Genomic DNA, 21,521 nt, shown 5'->3' with positions numbered 1-21,521 from the left:
AAATTTAAAGCAATCTATAAAATATGACCATAAAAGTCTAGTTTGATAATGACTTGTTTTAACTGGAGTGCATTTGTCAAATTGAGGTAATGCTGCGGTAAAAACAGGCTGTGGAGGGGATATGCGATAGGGCGGCCTATTGTTGAATGATGTGTCGAAATAAAGAAATGCCGTTAAAGACTAAAAGAGGCATTCCGATTTCTGTTGTAATATTGTGTCTGCTTCTTATCGTTGTGTCGTTTAATTATCCATTCTATTGGGGGAAATGAATATGAACAAAATTTACAAAGTCGTTTGGAGCAAAGTAAAGAACTGCTACGTCGTAGTTTCTGAAATCGCCAAGAGCCACAGCAAGCCCGTGTCGCGTGGCTCGCGTCAATACGTTTCGGCAGCAGCCGTCTTAGCTGCTTTTGCCGTGCTGTTCGTTTCGAATGTCGCTACCGTTCAAGCTGCTGATATTACAGTAGGCGAAGGTTCGAAAACCAGCAATTATGTTAATCAGGTAGGCAGTATTGCTATCGGTAACAATGCCTATGTTGAAAATATGGCCGGTAATCAGGAACGGACCTTTACCTTTGGTCAGACCGATCAGACCCAGTGGGCAGCCGGTATTGCTATTGGCCAAAATACCTACGCCCGTTCCGGCAGCATTATGATTGGCGACCATAAATATGTAGGCGCTCTCGGTGACGTCACGGTTGACGGTTCATCGAATGCTGGTGTAAGAGCGAAATCTTTATATATTAACTCCACCACTCTCGGTGCCAACGCCTACAATTCAGGCTCCTTTTCTACGGTAAACGGTTCCTATTCCATTGCAACCTCTGATTACCAGGGCCTTGGCGGTTTTGCCGGTCTTTTTGACGGACCGAAAGCGGCCAAAAACTTTGGTGCCAACATTTATGGTTCTTTGAATAGCATTGAATCGGCTACATCCTCGTCGAACTATTCCGGTGTTGCCAGCAGTGTCATCGGTACGGCTAATAGAACGGCCAACTCCAATGGTGCCTTGATTTTCGGTGCCGGCAATGAAATTACTAACTCCATTACAGCTATTTCGGCTCCATCCAGCGGTGGTGCCTCTGCTAAAGAATTGCAGACCACGTTGATGACCAGCATTAAGAACTCTCAAAGTGGCGGTGCAACCCTTGCCATCGGTGGCGGTAACAAAGCAGACTACACCCAGAAAACGTCCATTATCGGCGTAAACAACACGGTTACCGGTACAAGCAGCAACATTAGCCAGTACAACTCCGTAACCGGCTTTAACAACACGGCTACCAATGTAGACAACACCATCGTTGTTGGCACGAACCGAACGGTGTCTGACTTGGCCAATACTGTTGTTATTGGTACTGCAGATTCTGCTACGGAAACGACGGCTAGTAACGCAGTGGCTATCGGCAACAATGCTAATGCTACTGTAGATGGCGGTGTCGCCTTAGGCGCTAACTCTGTCGCTAGTGTGGCATCCGGTGTTGCCGGCTATGACCCGAACACGAAATCTGCTTCCACGACTGATTCTGCCACTTGGAAATCTACCTTAGCTGCTGTTTCTGTCGGCGTTCCGACGGATGGCGGTGCCGCTACGGCAACTCGTCAGATTACGGGCGTTGCTGCTGGTATGCAGGATACGGATGCCGTAAACGTGGCACAGCTCAAAGCTTCTAAAGTAAACTTAACGGAAGGTGACAATGTAACCATTACTTCTAAAACAGAAGATGACGGTTCCACTACTTACACCATTAAATCTACCGATACCAATACGACCTTGGCCAGCGGTACTGTTTCCTATACCGATGGTGACGGAACTTTGGTTTTGACCGACTCGGCAGGCAATAACGTTACCGTAAGTGGCCTTAAAAACACCTATGTCACCAGTGCAGCCTTGAGCGGCAATACCTTGACCCTTACCCGTAATGACGGCGGCACGGTTACCGTAGACGGTATCGCATCTTCGACCGATATTACGAATTTAACAAATACAGTTAATGCTAATAAAACACATTTCTACAGCGTTAATTCGACTGATACTACGGCAGGTAACTACAACAATAACGGCGCTACCGGGACGAATGCGTTGGCTGCCGGTGTAGCGGCTAGTGCTCAGACAAACAATTCCGTTGCTGTAGGTACGAATGCTCGTGTGCTGGGGAATGGCGGTAATAGAGACACAGGCACAGGCAGCATTGCTATCGGTGAAAACGCACTCGTTACTACTAATGGCCTTAACTTAACAAGTATTGCTATGGGTAAAGGTGCTACTGTATTAAACGGCAGCGGTAAACAGGATAAAGCGTTAAGCTTCACACCGGATAACTACGCATCCGGCAGCGATCTTCCAATTGATCCGGATAAATCTCCTGGTGGTATCGCTATCGGTGCGAATGCGTATGCTCGTACAGGTAGTGTCCAGATTGGTTCTCACACTATGAAGGGCTACACTATGGGTGGTTCTGAGATTAATGACCAGTCCCAGGCAAATCTTGTTGGTATGACCACAATCGGTTCCAACTCTTACAACAAAGGTGCCTTGGGCAGTATGCTCGGTGCTTATTCCGTAATGACCGGGGAATTCACCGGTGCCGGCGGATTTAACAGCTTGCTTTATGGTTCTCAAAACTTTGGTGCTAATGTAGTTGGTTCCTTGAACAGCATTCGTTCTGCCGGTTACAGCGGTTCCAGCGGTATCGCAAACAGCATTGTCGGTGTAGGCAACATTGCTGAAAATGCTAATGGTGCATTAATCTACGGTGCCGGTAATAAAATCACCAACTCCGTACAATCCATTAGCGGCATTGACACATTAACCAGCACCTTAACTGTTGATGGCATGGTTGATGCATTGCGTGCAGGTATTCAGGCGTCTGATGGCGGTGGTTCTACCTTAGCTGTCGGCGGCGGCAACACGGCCGACTATACTCAGAATACGGCGATTATCGGTGTAAATAATACTGTTACCGGTAAAAGCGCCGATATTGCTCGATATAACTCTGTTACCGGTTACAACAATACAGCTACTAATGTAGATAACGTAACAATCACCGGTATCAACAATACGGTCACCGATGCCAAGACAGCCGTTGTAATCGGTGACAACCGTACCTTGACCGGCGTTAATAACAACGTCATTATCGGTTCTTCCGATGCAGGTACTACGACAACGGTTAACAATGCAGTGGCTGTCGGTCGAAATACGAATGTATCCTATGACGGCGGCGTAGCCCTCGGTGCGAACTCGCTGGCTACGGTAGATAAAGGGGCTATCGGTTATGATCCGTTGGGAGAAATTACCGATACGGACAGCATTGGCGCACTTAACAAAACACAATATGATGCGCTTAAATCCTCTATCGCGTCGAGCAATGATACGGTAAATAGCTTGACTTCGGACATTGCAGACTTGAAACAGCAGCAAAGTCAGTATAGCAGATGGTCTAATGAATATTTTGACCTTCAAGACCAGATTGATGCCAAACAGACAGAACTGACTGCGGCTCAAAATTCCTTAAATGCTGACCAAACTGAAATGAATAAGTTAGTTTCCACTTGGCAGGCAACCGGAGCTGCTGTATCCGTAGGTGACAGTGCAACCGGCTTAACCCGTCAGATTACTAACGTAGCAGCCGGTACGAATGACACTGATGCCGTAAACGTAGCTCAGCTTAAAAAGGTTGCAGCTGCTGCAGAAGATGCCGGTAAGACAACCTTGAACTTCACAGGTGATGACACCACCGCAGCTATCGCTCGCGGCAATGGTCAGACACTCAACATTACCGGTGGGGCTACTGAGTTTACGACGGCAGACAACATCGGCGTTGTAAAAGACGGCGATAATGCCTTGAAAGTGAAGTTGGCCAAAGACCTTACCATGGCTGACGGCAGCATTGCCTTCGACAACAATGTTAAATTGTCCCCCGCAGGCTTAAGCAATGGCGGTCAGAAGATCACCAACGTCGCAGCCGGCGAAGCCGATACCGATGCTGTCAACGTATCGCAGTTGAAGGGCAGCACGATTAAATCTGGTGCTGCTACCTACGCTGACAATGGTACGGGCTCCATGACCTTAACCATGGAAAATGGTGACACGGTTACCGTTACCGGTCTGCAGGACAAGTACATCAACGGTGCATCCCTTGCGAATAATACCTTAACCATCACCCGTAACGACGGCACCAACTTCACGGTTGATAAAATTGCCACAACCGACGATATTTCTAATCAAGTCGGTGACGTAGCGCTGAACTTTGCCGGTGATGATGCCACGGCTAAGGTTACGACGAAAAATAAAGGCACCCTCAACATTACCGGTGGTGCTGACAGCGACAACTTGACCGATGACAACATCGGCGTTGTAAAATCTGCTGACGACACCTTACAGGTTAAGTTGTCTAAAGACTTGAACGCCCTTAACAGCGTTCGCGTCGGCGGTTCCAAAGAAGGCGAAGGCATTTACATCGCTAAGCAGACTGTAACTAATACAAATAAGGGCTCTGAAACAGGTAATTACATTACCGGTTTAACTAACCTTACTTGGGATCCAGCTACTAACGGTTATGTAAGTGGCCGTGCCGCCACGGAAGATCAGTTGAAATCCGTTTACGACACGATCAACTCCGATGTGAAAGCCAACAAGGTCGTTGCCGGTAAGAACATCAGCGTTGAAGTAAATGAAGATGGCACCGGTACGAAGGTATCCTTGGAAAATAACATCACCTTGGGCTCCGATACGGACGCAGCAAAACAGGTCAACATCAACGGTGACGCTGCAACGGTTACAGCCGGTGACGGTGCCAATAAAGTCGTCGTTGACGGCACTAACGGTCAGGTCACGATTGGCGATGCAGCTAATGGCGGCATTGTCATGGGCAACCAATCGAATGTTACCGGCACGAAGGCTGACGGCACCACGGATTCCCAGAACGGTCAGTTCCTCACGGGCCTCGACAACACGAAATGGGATCCTGCAAACCAGGGTATCGTTGAAAACCGTGCAGCTACGGAAGGTCAGTTGAAAGGTGCTGTGGACAGCATTTCTAAACAGATCAGCGACATCGATACGGCCGTTAAATCCTCCAGCCGTGTCTTCGAAAGCGACAGCGGTGCTGATGCTCAGGTAACCCGTAAAAATACGGATCCGATGAAGCTCAAAGGCGGTGCTGACAGCACTAACCTCTCCGATAACAACATCGGCGTCGTAAACAACAGCGACGGCACGGGCTTCGACATTAAGTTGTCGAAAGACATCAAGGGCCTCAACAGTATTGAGGTGAACAATGTTGAAGTAAACAATAAGATTACCGTCGGCACCGGAGACAATCAGACAATCATCGAAGGCAATACGGTCAATACCGGATCGGTTACGACAGGAAACACGACGATCAACAATGACGGTCTCAAGATTGTCAACGAAGATTCGTCGAAGAACATCACCGTCCAGAACAACAACGTCAGCATGGGCGGCAATAGAGTTCAAAATGTCGGCGATGCTACGGAATCGACGGATGCCATTAACAAAGGCCAGTTCGACCGCGCCCTCAATAACATCGGCACGGGCATGAACGAAATGAATAACCGTATCGGCAACCTCGACCGTCGTGTCGATCGCGTCGGTGCCGGTGCCGCCGCCCTGGCAGCTCTCCATCCGTTGGAATTCAGCCCGGAAGCGAAATGGGACATCTCGGCCGGTGTCGGTAACTACCGCGGCGCTAACGCCGTTGCCATCGGTGCCTTCTATCGTCCGAACGTCAACACCTTGGTCAGCATCGGTTCCTCCTACGGCGGTGGTGAAAACATGATCAACGCCGGCGTAACCTTCCGAATCGGCGATGGCGAAACGATCAACTACCCGTCCAAGAAGGTTATGGCACAAAAGATCACGGATTTGGAATCGGTTGTATCCCAACAGAACGATAAACTTGAAGCACAAAGTGAACAACTGAATGCGCAAAATAAAAAGATTGAAGAATTAATGGCGGCTGTTGCAGCGTTAACGAAATAAGTCGTCTGAAAATCTTCAACGGCATACCTAAGCCGAACGAGGCTCCTCTTTGATAGAGGGGCCTCGTTTTTTTTGTGTTAAAAATAAAACAGAAAGGATTAAATCTATGAGCTATAACTGAGATGCAATATACAGTTCGTTTTGAATATAGATTCTCTAAAATGTTTTGTTGACAAATTCTGTCAAGTTAGTGTAAAATCAAGAAAACTAAGAGATACAAGTTCTTAACTATTTAGAAAGTTCGATTAGATAAACAATTAAGAAATAGATAAATTTAAATTATTTTTATAAGGGGAAACTAAATATGAACAAACAATATAAGGTCATTTGGAGTAAAGTAAAAAACAGTTATGTCGTCGTCTCGGAATTAGCGAAGAGAAGCGGCAAGGCTGTATCGATAAAATCTCAGCCCGCCCAGACATTAGCTGCTGTTCTTACGGTCCTGGCTCTGTCCATGGGCGTGACCGGTTTGGCCAGTGCGGCTGCCAATACGGAAGGCACCGGCGCCGGCGTGGCTGTTGGTACATCTTCTGAAGCAACCACGTATATGGCGGCATCTGTAGGTAATTCAGCGAAAGCCACCGGTTCGGCTTCAACGGCGATTGGCTATAACACTACAGCGTCCGGTAGCAATACCGTAGCTCTTGGCAGCAGTGCGGCTGCGTCCAATTCTTCGGCAATAAGCATTGGTAATAGATCTAAGGCATCCGGATCTAGTAGCGTCGCTATTGGACCGAGCGCTGAAGCATCATCGAGATACAGTACCGCCCTTGGCGCATCTGCGTCCGCAACTGCTGATTACAGCTTGGCTTCCGGCTACCAGGCAAACGCATCCGGTAATTATGGCGTTGCTTCCGGTTATCAAGCGCAAGCAACCAATTACTATACGACCGCTGTCGGTTACCAATCCAAAGCGACCAGCTCCAGTGCTTCTGCATATGGTAACGGTGCTACAGCTTCCGGTGCGTACTCTGCAGCTTTGGGTTATAACTCCGCTGCAGCCGGTAATAGTGCTATCGCTATCGGTAACGCCGCTAATGTTGCTTCCACGGCTGCCAACTCCGTCGCTATCGGTAAAAGTGCGTCCGCTGCGTCCAGCAATTCCGTTGCCTTAGGTCAAAATTCCTTAGCAGACACGACCGATGTTGCGACTACCGGCTATTTGACAAATGAAGCCTTCTCGGCCAGCAATGGTGTCGTATCCGTAGGTAATGCTTCTTATACCGATGCCAGCGGTAAGACGGTAGCTGAAAACCGCCGCCGTATTACAAACGTTGCAGCCGGTGCTGCCGATTCCGATGCGGTTAACGTAGCTCAGCTTAAAGCCTTGGAAAGCAATGTAAACTCTAATATTAGCACTTTGAGCGATACGGTTGATGCTAATAAAATCTCTTATGTTTCCGTGAACTCTACATTAACTGGTAATAAAAATAATGACGGTGCTACGGGTACTAATGCTGTAGCGATTGGTGGCGCTTCTAAAGCTGCCGGTAATTTAGCTACTGCTTTGGGTGTTAACACGACTGCCAGTGGTGAACGTGCTGTAGCTCTTGGTAATCAGGCGTCCTCTACTGGTTCAGGCTCGATTGCTATCGGTAACCGTTCTTCTTCTTCCGGTGCGACTTCTATTGCCATCGGTTCGACGTCTACGGCTGCCAATGGTGGGGTAGCCCTCGGTATTTCTTCTAAAGCAACCGCTTCTTCCTCTATGGCATTAGGTCAAAACTCTTCTGCTACTGAGTATCTCTCTATGGCTCTTGGTAATTTTGCTACTGCCTCTGCCAGAAACGCCATTGCTATGGGTTATTTGGCCAAAGCGAATAACACCAGCTCCACGGCTATCGGTAACCGTGCCGAAACAAACGGTATTTACTCTTTAGCCTTTGGTGACCGTGCCTATGTAGGTGCAGAATCTTCCGGCGATGGCACGAGCTCTGACGTTTCCGTTCCGAACGAACGTAAAAACACAGTTAGTGAAGAACGTTTAATCAATCCGTTAGAATCTGATAAGTATAGTTTCTCCATGGCTATGGGTACTGATGCAAAAGCTTACGGCTATCAGAATACAGCTATCGGTGGCGGTGCTGAAGCTTACGACACCAATACCTTGGCTGTAGGCTTCACGGCTCGTGCAAAAGGCCATTTATCCAGTGCCATCGGCAGCCAGGCTTCTACCAATGGTAAATATGCCACGGCCTTAGGTTTCTACTCTAATGCATCGGCTGAATCGGCCAGCGCTTTGGGCGACCAGACGACGGCTAACATTGCCGGCGGTGTAGCTCTTGGCAGCAAGTCCAAAACTAACGTAGACTCCGGTGTCATCGGCTATGATCCGAGCGGCACGATTACGTCTCAGGCCGATATCTTGGGCAGCAATCAGGCAACGTACACCCAGCTTCAGTCCGACATCGCTACGGCTCAGTCTAAAGTAGACTCCTTGTCCAGCGAAATCGTCGCCTTGCAGACGGCAAAGAACACCGCTACCGGTGATGACCTTACGTCTATCAATTCTCAGATTACGGCCAAAGAAGAAGAACTTGCTACGGCTCGTACTGAATTGGCCAGCCTTCAGACTCAGTCCAACCAGCTTGTTTCCACCTGGCAGTCCACCGGAGCTGCTGTATCCGTCGGTAACAGCGAAACGGGCATTACCCGTCAGATTACCAACGTCGCAGCCGGTACTTTGGATACGGATGCTGTCAACGTAGCACAGCTCAAAGCCTTGTCTACTAAATTGAGTGATGATGTAACGGCAATTACGTTGACATCCGGTAAAAACATTACCGTAGGTGACGACAATAAGATTAACTTAAACGATACCTTTACGGTAAACAGCGCTACGGATGCAACGCAGCAGGTAACGGTTGACGGCACGACTTCCACCATTAGTGCAGGTACCGATGCCAACGCAGTAACGGTAAATGGCGGCAACGCAACGGTTACAGCCGGTACCGGTGCTAATCAGGTGGCGGTCGACGGCTCTAAAGGCCAGGTCGTCATCGGTGATGCAGCGAAGGGCGGTATCGTAATGGGCAACCAGAGTGTTACAACAACTAATGGTTCTACTGAAAGCGGTCAGTACATCACCGGCCTCGATAACACGACGTGGGATCCGAATAATTATGTAGCTGACCGTGCTGCAACGGAAGGTCAGTTGGCCCAGATCGCAGGCAATATCAGCGACATCAACACCAGCATTGGTGAAATCAACAATGCAAAACGTACCTTCGTCAGCGATACGGGTGAACAAATTTCACTCGGTAAAGATGATACCTTGAACCTCAAGGGCGGTGCTGATACCAGCTCTTTGACCGACGGCAACATCGGTGTTGTAAACAACGAAGCCGGCAACGGTTTTGACATTAAATTGTCGTCCAAGCTCTCCGGCCTTGACAGTGTAGACACCAAGACACTGACCGCCAGCAATAAGATTACCGTTGGTTCCGGCGATACGACGACGTCCATTACCGGTGACACGGTAACGACTTCCTCTGTCGTAACGGGCAACACGACCATCAATAACAGCGGCCTTACCATTGCCAACAGCAGCGATTCGTCCAAATCCATTGCCGTTACGTCGGACAACGTCAGCATGGGCGGCAACCAGATCCATAACGTAGCTGCCGGTACAGCCGCAACGGACGCCGTAAACGTCAGCCAGTTGAACAACGTCGTTACCAATATCGGCAACGGCATGGGTGAAATGAGCAACCGCATTAATCGACTCGACGATCGTGTCGACCGCGTCGGTGCCGGTGCAGCCGCCTTGGCAGCCCTTCATCCCTTGGATTTCGATCCCGATTCCCGTTGGGAAGTAGCTGCCGGTGTCGGTAACTACCGCGGTGCCAGCGCTGTTGCAGTCGGTGCCTTCTATCGTCCCAACAACGATACCATGTTCAGCATCGGTTCCTCCTACGGCGGCGGTGAAAACATGGTCAACGCCGGTGTAACCTGGAGAATCGGTGAAGGCTCGAGCAACACCTACTCGTCCAAGAAAGCTATGGCTAACGAAATTGACAGCTTGAAATCTGTCGTATCTCAGCAGAATGACAAACTCGAAGCACAGAGCCAGAAAATTGAAGAATTGATGGCAGCTGTTGCTGAGTTAACCAAAAATAAATAAGTGTTCATGTCCATCGTAAGATGGCCTCCGAAGCACCGGGAATCCCGTGAAATATGGGATCCCCGGTGTTTTTTTGTTTTGTGAAATTAGATCAGGGGTAAAGCGCCTTGAAGAATTGAAAAAAAACAACAGCGCTAGGTATGCCAAGGTATGGGGACTGAAACGAAGATGCTATCTTGAAAATTTGTTTTTGGCTGTATAGTGCTTTACGTGTTCTATTTTTAAATTATTTATAAATACATGGTAAGATGGCCGTTGACTAGCTATTAATTGATTTTAAAATTACACATATAATATACTTTATTGACAAAATTGTAGGAAATATATAGAATGATAACATAGAGAAATAAAACACTTATTGTTTTGAATCGCTGGCGAATTTTCGGTATATTCGGATATTTCGGCGGTTAATTTAATTTGTGGAGGGATGCACGTACTTTATTTATGTTTTTTATATTACAATTATATTTATTTATCAAAATGTAATAAAATAATTTAATAATGTATTTTAGAAAACAGAATAGTGGTACATACTTAATTTTTGATGATGGAGTGAAACTTACCATTACCTTATAGGAGGCAAGCGATATGAATCGGATTTACAAAGTCATTTGGAGCAAAGTAAAGAATTGCTACATCGTAGTTTCTGAAATAGCAAAGAGTCATAGTAAACCCGTATCCACGAACTTGAACGCTGGTAAAACCGTTGCGGCCGTTTTGACTGTAGCGGCTCTTTGTGCTGGAATGACAGGCATGACCTATGCAGCAGATGACGGCTGGACTCTGGCTGTTGCACGCGGAACAGACTCTGCTACAGACGTAGAAGCGACAGCAACCGGTGATTCGAAAAAAATTGCATCCACTGATACCGTTACTTTACTGGCTGGTAGAGGAATCAAATTAACTCAAGACGGTTCAAATGTACAAATCGGACTTAAGTTTATTGATATGTTCCCGGCTGGCTGGCCGTATAATGATGCTAAAGCAACCGGCGCCGGTAGTTTGGCAGTTGGGCAAAACAGTGTAGCGGCAGTGCAGCAAGCAACGGCAATTGGTTTAAACACATATGCTGGGCAATACTCTTTCGCGGCTGGCGCCGAGGCTACGGCAAATAATAGCTCTGTTGCTATTGGTTATCATGCGAGTGCTATGAAAGCAAGTTCAGTGGCTATTGGAAGTGGTAAGGAAAAAGTAGAAAATGATCCTTCTAAAGGATATCAAAAGATAGATAGTGATTACAGTATTGCTATTGGTGCTTCTGCGTATGTAGGAGAAAATTCTAAAGGGTCCACTACTATGGGGACTAATGCTGAAGTGAATACTTCGGAATATGCAACTGCTCTGGGGAGTTATGCCAATATAACCGGTTCAACAAACGGAACCGCCATTGGGGCAGCTGCTGAACTGAAAAATTCGAAAAATGGAACAGCTTTGGGATTGGGCGTTAATGTGACAAATTCTGCGGATTCAACAGCAATAGGTTATGGTGCCAATGTCAGCGGGTCACAATATGCTACGACAATTGGTCGATCTTCTAAAATTGAAAATTCTTTATATGCTACGGCTATTGGCTCTTATTCGGGTGCAAGCAATTCAGTTTATGGTCTTGCCATAGGGACTAGTGCTAAAGTGAATAATGCTACAGGCGGCGTAAGTTTAGGGGCATTCTCTGTAGCCGATCGGAAAACTGATACCTTTGGATATGATCCATCTACAGGGGAATCTTTTGCCTTAACCGCTGAAATGAAAGCTGCATTTGATGTATGGCAAGCAGCCGTAGCTGAATATCAGGCGGATCCTAATAATAAAACGAAATTAGAAACTGTCAGAACTACCGGTAAGCAATATCGTATGCTCAATTCGGCATGGGTTTCCGGTAACGGCGCTGTATCAGTTGGTAACAGTGCGGATAGTATGACCCGCCAGATTATTAACGTAGCAGCCGGTAGTGAAGACACCGATGCGGTAAACGTAGCACAGTTAAAAGCTGTCAATACAAAAGTTGATGATAATAAGATTTCTTACGTATCTATTAATACAAAAAGAGATGCGAACAAAGATAATGATCAGGCCGGGATAGCTGATAATACCTTTAGTAAAGATTCGGCTGTAATTGGTTCGAATACCATTACTACCGGTCTGGGCAACTGGAATCTTATTGCAACAGGCTTTGGAAATACCATAAAAAATATTTCTTACGATGCTACGACAGATAGTGTAACGGAAAAGTTGGTACATAATACCTATGTATACGGCAACGAAAATACAGCATCGAACGGTATTGTTATCGGCAGAAGAAATGAAATTACCGGTGACAACGATTTTAACAATATTGCTATCGGATTTAGGAATAAAAATTACGGCAACCGCAGTATTAATATTGGTATTTCTACATTGACAAACGGCGTAGATTCCATTGCCGTCGGCTTTAGTGCCAAAGCTCCTGTAACAGATGCCATTTCTGTGGGAAGTGCTGCTCAGGCCAACGGCGTCGGTTCCATGGCATTCGGTTCGGGCGCTGTAGCAAGTGTCGACAGAGGCGTTGCTTTAGGTTATAAAAGCTTGGCAAATAGAAGGGCCGGCTCCATCGGTTATTTCACTACCTTGGGATCGACGGAGAGAGCGGCCATCGCAGAAAAACTGGGCAAAACGGCTGAATATAATCAGTTAGTGGCTACCATTGACAGTTATTCCGATTTACAAGCCAAAGAAAGACAGTATCGGTCTTACATCAGTGAAAGGCAAAAAAATGAGGATTTACTGAATGCTGAAAAGGCAAACCTCAGTAAGTATACCGAAGGCAGTGCAGACTACAATGCAAGCTTAGCTAAAATCAAGGAATATCAGAGGCTGATTAAGGAAAATAATGACGGTGAAAATTCCTTGAGTAGCATTATATCTTCAACTGACCCTGACTATAAAAAATTGACACAAGCTCGTACAGCTTTGAAGAATATGTTTGCCGCCTATATGTCGACCGACTCTGCCGTATCTGTAGGTAATCCGAGAGAAGGTATCTATCGTCAAATTACGGGAGTAGCCGCAGGCAGTGAAGACACCGACGCGGTCAACGTAGCTCAGTTGAAAGATGTGGGAGCGGCAGGCCTCAATTTCAAGGGCGACGGCGATACCGTTGTTCATCGTGATTTAGCAGACACCTTGAATATCACCGGCGGAAATACCGATACAGATTCTCTGACGGAAGGAAATATCGGAGTGGTTGCCGATGACACGACGGGAACTCTCTCTGTCAAATTGGCGAAGAACCTGACAGGATTGAGCAATGTCAAATTAGGTGATGTGGTAACACTCGATGCATCGGGCTTGACGATTACTGGCGGACCTTCTGTTACAACCACAGGAATCAATGCGGGTGATAAGAAGATTACCAACGTGGCAAACGGCGAAAATGATACTGATGCGGTCAATATGTCGCAGTTGGAAGCACTGGACACCAAAGTCGATGCAGGGGCGACACACTATTTCTCGGTAAACTCTGATGATAGTGCTGAACCGGCCGATACGAACTGGAACAATGACGGTGCTACCGGTGCGAATTCGATTGCCATAGGGCGCAATGCTTCAACAATCGGCACGGGATCCATTGCCATCGGAGACGGTGCGAAAATCTTTAATGTAAATTCTCAATATGCACTTGTTATCGGTGAGAACGCTGAATCCGCTCACGGAAGCATCGTCATCGGTCGAAAGGCGAAAGACTATGATACTGATCCGGCCGAAGCAGGAAGCGGTATATATATCGGAGAAGAGGCAAAAAGTTTCGGCGGTGTTGCCCAAGTCGTATTAGGCAATTACGGACAGGTCAAAGGACAGGGATCCGTCGCTATAGGGAACTGGTCGAAGGCTCTTGCTTTTCAATCATCAGCGGTTGGCGAAGATGCCAAGGCCTTGGGCGAAGGTGCTTCAGCTTTCGGTGCCGGCAGTATTGCTGAATTTGATAATTCCTCGGCTCTCGGTGCTTATACCAATGGGCGGGGATACCAGTCTCTGTCTGTCGGAAGGACCAACGTTGCTGCGGGCAATAATTCTGTAGCAATCGGATACCAAAGTTTTGCTCACAACGGCTACATCGATGAAGATGCGTATAAGGCACTTTCTCCGGAAGAACAGGAAAAATACTTTGAAGCAAGCGGCCTTAACGCTTATTTCTTAAAAGATACGTCGGACGGGACCGATTGGAGAAAAATAGGGGAAACCTATTTAAATACAGCCGTCGGAGCTTATTCGAGAGCCTATAAACAAGGTGCTACTTTCGGCGGAATGACATCTGCACAAGAACAAGGCACGGCTATAGGTACCTATGCCAAAGCAAATGCGAAAGGGGCGGCAAGCCTCGGCTATCAGTCACGGGCAAATGTAGAGAACGGCGTCGCCCTCGGTGCTTACTCTGTGGCAGACCGTGAAAAAGGGGTAATAGGCTACGCTTTAGGCGGCGATAACAGCACACTGGAAAAAGCACTGGAGTCGGTCGGACAAAAAGCAAGATATGACGAGCTTACCAATATAATCGACCCCTTAAAAGATGAATATAACGGATTGATAAATGCCTATTATGCTGCAACTACTACTGCAGAACAAACAGAGGCGGCAAATAAAATAAATGCCTGGGTTGCTGAACATAGTGAATTCCTCCCTGCCGCAAGAGAGAAGAGACAGATGATCGATTCATGGCAATCGGGATCTGGTGCAGTCTCCGTAGGAAGTGCCGGTGCTACGAGACAAATTACCAATGTAGCAGCAGGCAGTGAAGACACCGATGCGGTAAACGTTGCTCAACTCAAAGCAGTAGGCTCAGCCGGCCTCCATTTCAAGGGCGATGGCGATAACGTTGTTCATCGGGAGTTAGGCGACACATTAAATGTTGTCGGTGGCAATACAGATTCAACCTCTTTGACCGAAGGTAACATTGGTGTAGTGGCCGACGATACGACGGGGATACTGAACGTTAAATTGGCTAAGGACCTTACAGAGTTGAATAGTGTCAAAGTAGGTGATGCGGTAACAATCAATGCATCAGGCTTGACGGTTGCAGCAGGAGGACCTTCTGTTACGACAACAGGCATTAATGCCGGTGGCAAGAAAATTACCAATGTGGCAAAAGGTGTAGATGATGCGGATGCTGTTAATATGGAACAGTTTAAGGCTTTAAATACCAAGGTAGATACGAATAAAATCTCGTATTTCTCTGTAAAATCTACAAAAGCCGGAAATCAGGATAATACAGGGGCCACCGGCAGTGATTCCATTGCCGTCGGTCCGAATGCAAGCGCAACAGGAGACGCTTCCATTGCCCTGGGCAATGATGTGACGGTAACCGGTTCTAATGCAATTGGAATTGGCAGCAGCATCCATAGATCAACCAATGTTGTTAAGGCCGGAAGTAGTTTTGCTACCTCTGTCGGCTTTTTATCATCCGTTGATGCTAAGTCGGCCTATGGTACTGCCGTGGGAGCGCAATCAAGAATTGCAAATTCTCCGGATGCTACCGTTGTAGGCTCTCATGCGGATGTGACAAATTCTAAAATGGCGTCTGCATTTGGGCAAAATGTAAGTATATTCTATTCTGATTTTAGTGGGGCTGTCGGTTCTATGACAAGTGTTGACACCTCTAAAAATGCTATTGTTGTAGGTACCGGTGAATCCATAAGACAATCTATTGAAGGTTCTGATAACGGGATCTTGATTGGTTCCGGGGATAGCATGGTAGTTGACTCAAAAGGCGGTATTGCTATCGGTAATACTTCAAAAGTTGATACGAGTACAGGAGCCGTTTCTATCGGTGATAAGGCAACAACTTTCTTTAGTCCGTTCGGTGTTGCTGTAGGTGCAGGAACTGTCGTTGAAGCGGAAGGTGCCGTTGCCTTAGGTGCTGATTCAACCGCTTATATCGCTAAGGGAAAAGTGGGATATAACCCAAGCAGTGAAGCCTTGACCGATGCAGAAAAAGAAAGTATTGCTTGGAAATCTACGATGGGAGCAGTATCTATTGGGGTTACCACTAATACGGGAAGCACAACCGGTACACGTCAAATCGTAGGTGTGGCGGCAGGTTCCCAAGATACGGATGCCGTTAACGTGGCACAGCTCAAACAAGTTGCCGAGGCTGCAACTGAAGCAGGCAAAACAACACTGAAATTCACCGGAGATGATACAACGGCTGAAATTTCCAGAGGCAATGGCCAGACCTTGAACATTACCGGTGGTGCTGAAGTGTTCACAACGGATGATAACATCGGCGTCGTGAAAGATGGAGATAATGCCCTTAAAGTTAAACTCGCTAAGAACCTTACCATGGGTGACGGCAGCATTACCTTTAATAACGTTATTTTATCCAGTACTGGTTTAAACAATGGCGGCAATAAGATTACCAATGTAGCTGATGGTACAGAAGATACGGATATCGTTAACTTGAAGCAGCTTAAGGGCAGTACTATAAAATCGAGTGAAGTTAAATATACTGATACTGGTGTAGGTACCATTACCTTGACCATGCAGGATAATAATAAAGTTGTAATTAAAGACTTACAGGATAAGTATATCAAGGCCGCTAAACTGGAAAACAATAAATTAACCCTTACTCGTAATGATGATGAAGAAATTGAAGTAGATAAGATTGCTTCCACGGACGATATTGTCGGCGTTAACAGTAAAGTAAACCTGAAATTCACCGGCGACGATACCACCGATGATGCGGCTATCACTAAGAAGAATGGTGAAACGCTCAATATCCTTGGCGGAGCCGATAAGGCTAAATTGACTGATAATAACATTGGTGTTGTATCCGACAATGGCGTATTGAAGATTAAACTTGCCAAAGATTTAACTGGTATCGATTCTGCCCGTATTGGCGGCACCTTGAAAGATGGTGTGGTAACCGGCGGCATTTACATTGCCAACCAAACTGTTAAATATAGTAAAGACGGTGTTGACGATGAAACGGGTAACTTCATCACGGGGCTAACTAATACGGCTTGGGATCCTGATAATAAAGGTATCGTAAGTGGCCGTGCAGCGACGGAAGATCAGTTGAAATCTGTTTACGACAGCATTTCTTCTGACGTTAAAGCTAACAAGGTGGTTGGCGGTAAAAATATTGTCGTGACCGAGCTGCCTAATGGTGCAGGCACAGAAGTTGCCTTAAGTGACGACCTCTCCTTCGGCAATAAAGACGGTAATAACGTAGCTATTAAGGGCAACGATGGTACCATCAGTGCCGGTGATGGCGGCTCTAATAAAGTTGTCATTGACGGAACTAACTCAACGGTAACTGCCGGGACTGGCAATAACCAAGTGCGCGTTGACGGTTCAAAAGGTCAGTTAACAATTGGCGAAGCGGGTAACGGCCTTGTAATGGGTAATCAGGACGTCGCTGTTAAGAATGCTGACGGCACGGATAAGGTTGATGCTGAGGGCAAGCCTGTTACCGAAAATGGCAAATTCATCACCGGCCTCGATAACACTAAATGGGATCCTGAGAAATCTGGCTATGTTCCTGACCGCGCCGCTACAGAAGGTCAGTTGAAAGATGTGGCGGATTCCGTTAAAGGCATTACGGATACTATCGGTGTCGGCACTCGTGATTTTGCCGGAGACAGCGGCGAAGCTAAAGTTAAACTGGGCGAGTCGTTGAATCTGAAAGGTGGTGCCGACGTCAACAAGTTGTCTGATGGAAATATCGGTGTTGTCGGCAATGGCAGTAACGGTCTCGATATTAAACTTGCTAAAGACCTCAAAGGCCTCGATTCGGTAGAAACAAAAGAATTGACGGTAACGGAAAAAGCCAATATCGGCAACGTTTCCATCAGCAACGATAACGTCACCATCGGAACCGGCGACAGCCAGACGGTCATCACCAACGAAAAGGTTACGACCGGTTCGGTTACGACGGGCAACACGACGATCAACAACGACGGCCTTACGGTTAAAAATGAAGATCCGTCGAAGAACATTACCATCAATAATAACAACGTAAACATGGGCGGTAACGTGATTCATAATGTGGGTGAAGCGACAGAAGCTACGGATGCCATCAATAAAGGCCAGTTCGACAGAACCATCAGTGCCATCGGAACGGGCATGAACCAGCTGAATAGCCGCATCGGAAAACTCGACAGTCGTGTCAATCGCGTCGGTGCCGGTGCCGCAGCCTTGGCTGCTCTCCATCCGTTGGAATACAGCTCCGATTCAAAATGGGAAGTCACGGCCGGCGTCGGTAACTACAAAGGTGCCAATGCGATTGCCCTCGGTGCTTTCTACCGCCCCAACTACGATACCATGGTCAGTATCGGTTCATCTTACGGCGGCGGTGAAAACATGGTCAACGCCGGCGTAACCTGGAGAATTGGTGAAGGTGAAACGGGTATTTATCCGTCGAAACAAGCTATGGCACAGAGAATTAATAATTTAGAATCAGCTTTATCTCAGCAACATGAACAGATTGAAGCACAGAACCAGAAGATTGAAGAATTGATGGCGGCTATGGCAGAGATGAGCAAAAATAAATAATGATTTATGACCATCGATCTGCGATGGCTTCCGGAGCACCGGAAATTCCTTGTAATGTGGGAATTTCCGGTGCTTTTTTGTTTTGATGCAAAAAATATTTTATTAGAAATATAAGGCTATCCTATACTGAAAACGAATTGATAATTACATTGCAATAATAATATCGACAATTAATTGACAACTGTTATGCGCATATATAAAATTAAAAATGAAAGAATGTACCAACAATTAGTTTTAAATGACATCTAACTGTTATGAATATAACGGACTAGGGGGCTCTAATATGAATAAACAATATAAGGTTATTTGGAGTAAAGTAAGACATTGTTATGTCGTTGTGTCGGAGCTGGTAAAGCGCAGCGGAAAGACAAAATCTGTCCAAGCGCAGTCCTGTCAAAAAATGGCTGTGACACTTACGGTCTTAGCCCTTTCGTTGGGGATGACCGGTATTTCCGGGGCAGCCACTAATACGGCGGGATCCGGCAGCGGGGTAGCTGTGGGGACCGGTTCTTCGGCTTCTAATGCCAGCGGTGTTGCTATAGGGGTAGGTGCTACCGTCAATACTACCGACGGGGTAGCACTTGGCTCTGGTTCTGTAGCCAATGTTAATTCTAATTTAATAGGTTATCTTCCAAGTTATATGTCATTTGATGGCACTGAAATTTTTTCTCGTCCATGGAGGTCATCTTTGGGGGCCGTGTCTGTAGGTGTTACTGACTCTGCTGGGGTTGCTACACAGACTCGTCAGATTGTCGGTGTGGCGGCCGGTTATGCAGATACAGATGCAGTAAACGTCGCACAATTAAAGAAATTAGATACGAAGATTGAAAAGCACAGAGTCCATTATTTTGCCGTATCGACTACGGATACAGACAATACAGACAATGTTAATGCTTTGGGCACTGATTCTATGGCTATCGGCCCAAGCGCCAGAGCAAATCTTGCCAGATCGTTAGCTATCGGTAAATCTGCAGGGGCTTATGTTGATGGCGGTATTGCCTTGGGGTACAATTCATACAATATTGTAACGTCTGGTATGCGCGGTTATATCCCTACATCGGTATCGTTAACTGAAGAGGAACAAACGTCGCCGACTTGGCGCGCTACTTTGGGTGCCTTAGCCATCGGTGTTTCAGCAGTGGATTCTACCGGTGCGGTTACAACGGCAACACAGACCCGTCAAATCGTTGGCGTAGCCGCCGGTACCCAGGATACGGATGCCGTCAACGTGGCCCAGTTAAAAGCCTTGGGCTCGACTGTTGATGCCAATAAGATCTCTTTTGTGTCGATAAATGAAAAATCCCGCGGTGATAATGACAATAAAGATAATGACGGTGCTACCGGTGACGATGCGATAGCTATCGGTGTTTTTGCCTCGGCAACGGCTCCTAACGCAACGGCTATGGGACAAAGAGCTGCAGCAACTAATTATAATTCCATTGCTTTGGGGGACTTTTCCAATGCAAAAGGGATTGGTTCTGTCGCAGTGGGCGATTATGCCATAGCTTCCAGTCATTCAACCGTAGCTGTAGGCAGTGATGCTAATGCAACAGGACTGGAATCGATTGCTATAGGTCATACAGCAAAGGGGACAGGCTATCAGGCGACAGCTGTTGGTAGTGAAGCTACGGCCGCCGGTATTAATTCCTTGGCGGCTGGCTTTGGTTCTAGTGCTAAGGGGCAATTTGGCAGTGCATTTGGTAGTGCAGCGACGACGGATGGCGATTTTGCTACGGCAGCAGGTTATGGTGCTAATGCGACTGCTAACTCGGCGACAGCTTTAGGTGAAAACTCAACGGCTAATATTGAAGGTGGCGTAGCACTCGGCAGCTATTCCAAAACAAATGTAAATTCCGGAGTTTTGGGTTACGATCCAAGTGATAAGATTACGACACAAGAAATCCTGCTTGGCGATAATAAAGACACCTATGATAGTTTGCAGACTGAAATTACTGCCGCACGGAGTAATGTAGCGACTTTAGCTCAACAAATTCTTGATTTAGAAAATGAATACGACACAACGGATGATAATACTCGTCGATCTGAAATTATTAATGAAATAAAATCGCTCAACACACAATTTTTGACAGCTCGTGCTGATTTACAAGACAAAGAATCAGCAGCCAATAAGATTGTATCTACATGGCAGGCAACCGGTGCCGCTGTTTCTGTCGGTGACAGTGAAACAGGCTTAACTCGCCAGATTACGAATGTGGCGGCTGGTAGTGAAGACACTGATGCTGTTAACGTGGCTCAGCTAAAAGCTGTCGGCGAAGCCGGTCTCAACTTCAAAGGTGATGGTGATACCGTTGTTCATCGTGATTTAGGTGAAACGCTGAATATTGTCGGTGGTAATACCGCTGTTGATTCTTTGACGGATAATAATATTGGCGTAGTTGCCGATGATACTACGGGAACACTGAATGTTAAGTTAGCTAAGAATTTAGCCCTGAATGACGGCAGCATTACCTTTGCACCTACAGGAGCTAAAGATGCTGACGGTAATGTTCTTACTCAAGGCCAAGATGGCAAGTGGTACTCTGACTTAACAGATGCTACCTATGATGCAACCAACAACGTTTACACCAATGCTGACGGTACGACGATCGATGCCGTAGAAAATCCGACGGTCTCGGAAGTTAAGTTGTCCAATACCGGCCTCGATAACGGCGGTAACAAGATCACCAACGTTGCAGCTGGTACAGAAGACACGGATATCGTCAATCTTGGTCAGCTCAAGGGCAGCACGATTGGCTCGAGTAAGGTTGAATACACCGATGCCGGTGCAGGTACCATTACCTTGACCATGCAAGACGGCAAAGAAGTTAAGATTAACGGCTTGCAGGATAAATACGTTAAAGAAGGAAAACT

The 21,521-nt window shown here is 46.8% G+C and carries 4 protein-coding genes; all 4 read left to right on the top strand.

What is annotated here, in order from left to right; genetic code table 11:
- Positions 1-271: 271 nt before the first annotated feature.
- Positions 272-6,001 (top strand): ESPR-type extended signal peptide-containing protein, encoded by a 5,730-nt coding sequence (locus A0U42_RS06910; protein WP_065360399.1) that lies wholly within the window; start codon positions 272-274, stop codon positions 5,999-6,001.
- A gap of 304 nt (positions 6,002-6,305) precedes the next feature.
- Positions 6,306-10,124 (top strand): ESPR-type extended signal peptide-containing protein, encoded by a 3,819-nt coding sequence (locus tag A0U42_RS06905; protein ID WP_065360398.1) that lies wholly within the window; start codon positions 6,306-6,308, stop codon positions 10,122-10,124.
- 588 nt (positions 10,125-10,712) lie between these two features.
- Positions 10,713-18,650 (top strand): ESPR-type extended signal peptide-containing protein, encoded by a 7,938-nt coding sequence (locus A0U42_RS06900; RefSeq protein WP_083122393.1) that lies wholly within the window; start codon positions 10,713-10,715, stop codon positions 18,648-18,650.
- A gap of 283 nt (positions 18,651-18,933) precedes the next feature.
- Positions 18,934-21,521 (top strand): ESPR-type extended signal peptide-containing protein (locus A0U42_RS06895; RefSeq protein ID WP_176698852.1); only part of this gene is annotated, 2,588 nt, incomplete at its 3' end.

Origin of the sequence: Megasphaera sp. DISK 18 (assembly GCF_001682955.1) — a bacterium.
Lineage (GTDB): Bacteria > Bacillota > Negativicutes > Veillonellales > Megasphaeraceae > Megasphaera > Megasphaera massiliensis.
The sequence above is the reverse complement of the archived record's forward strand: the minus strand, read 5'-3'. Positions and strand labels throughout refer to the sequence as shown.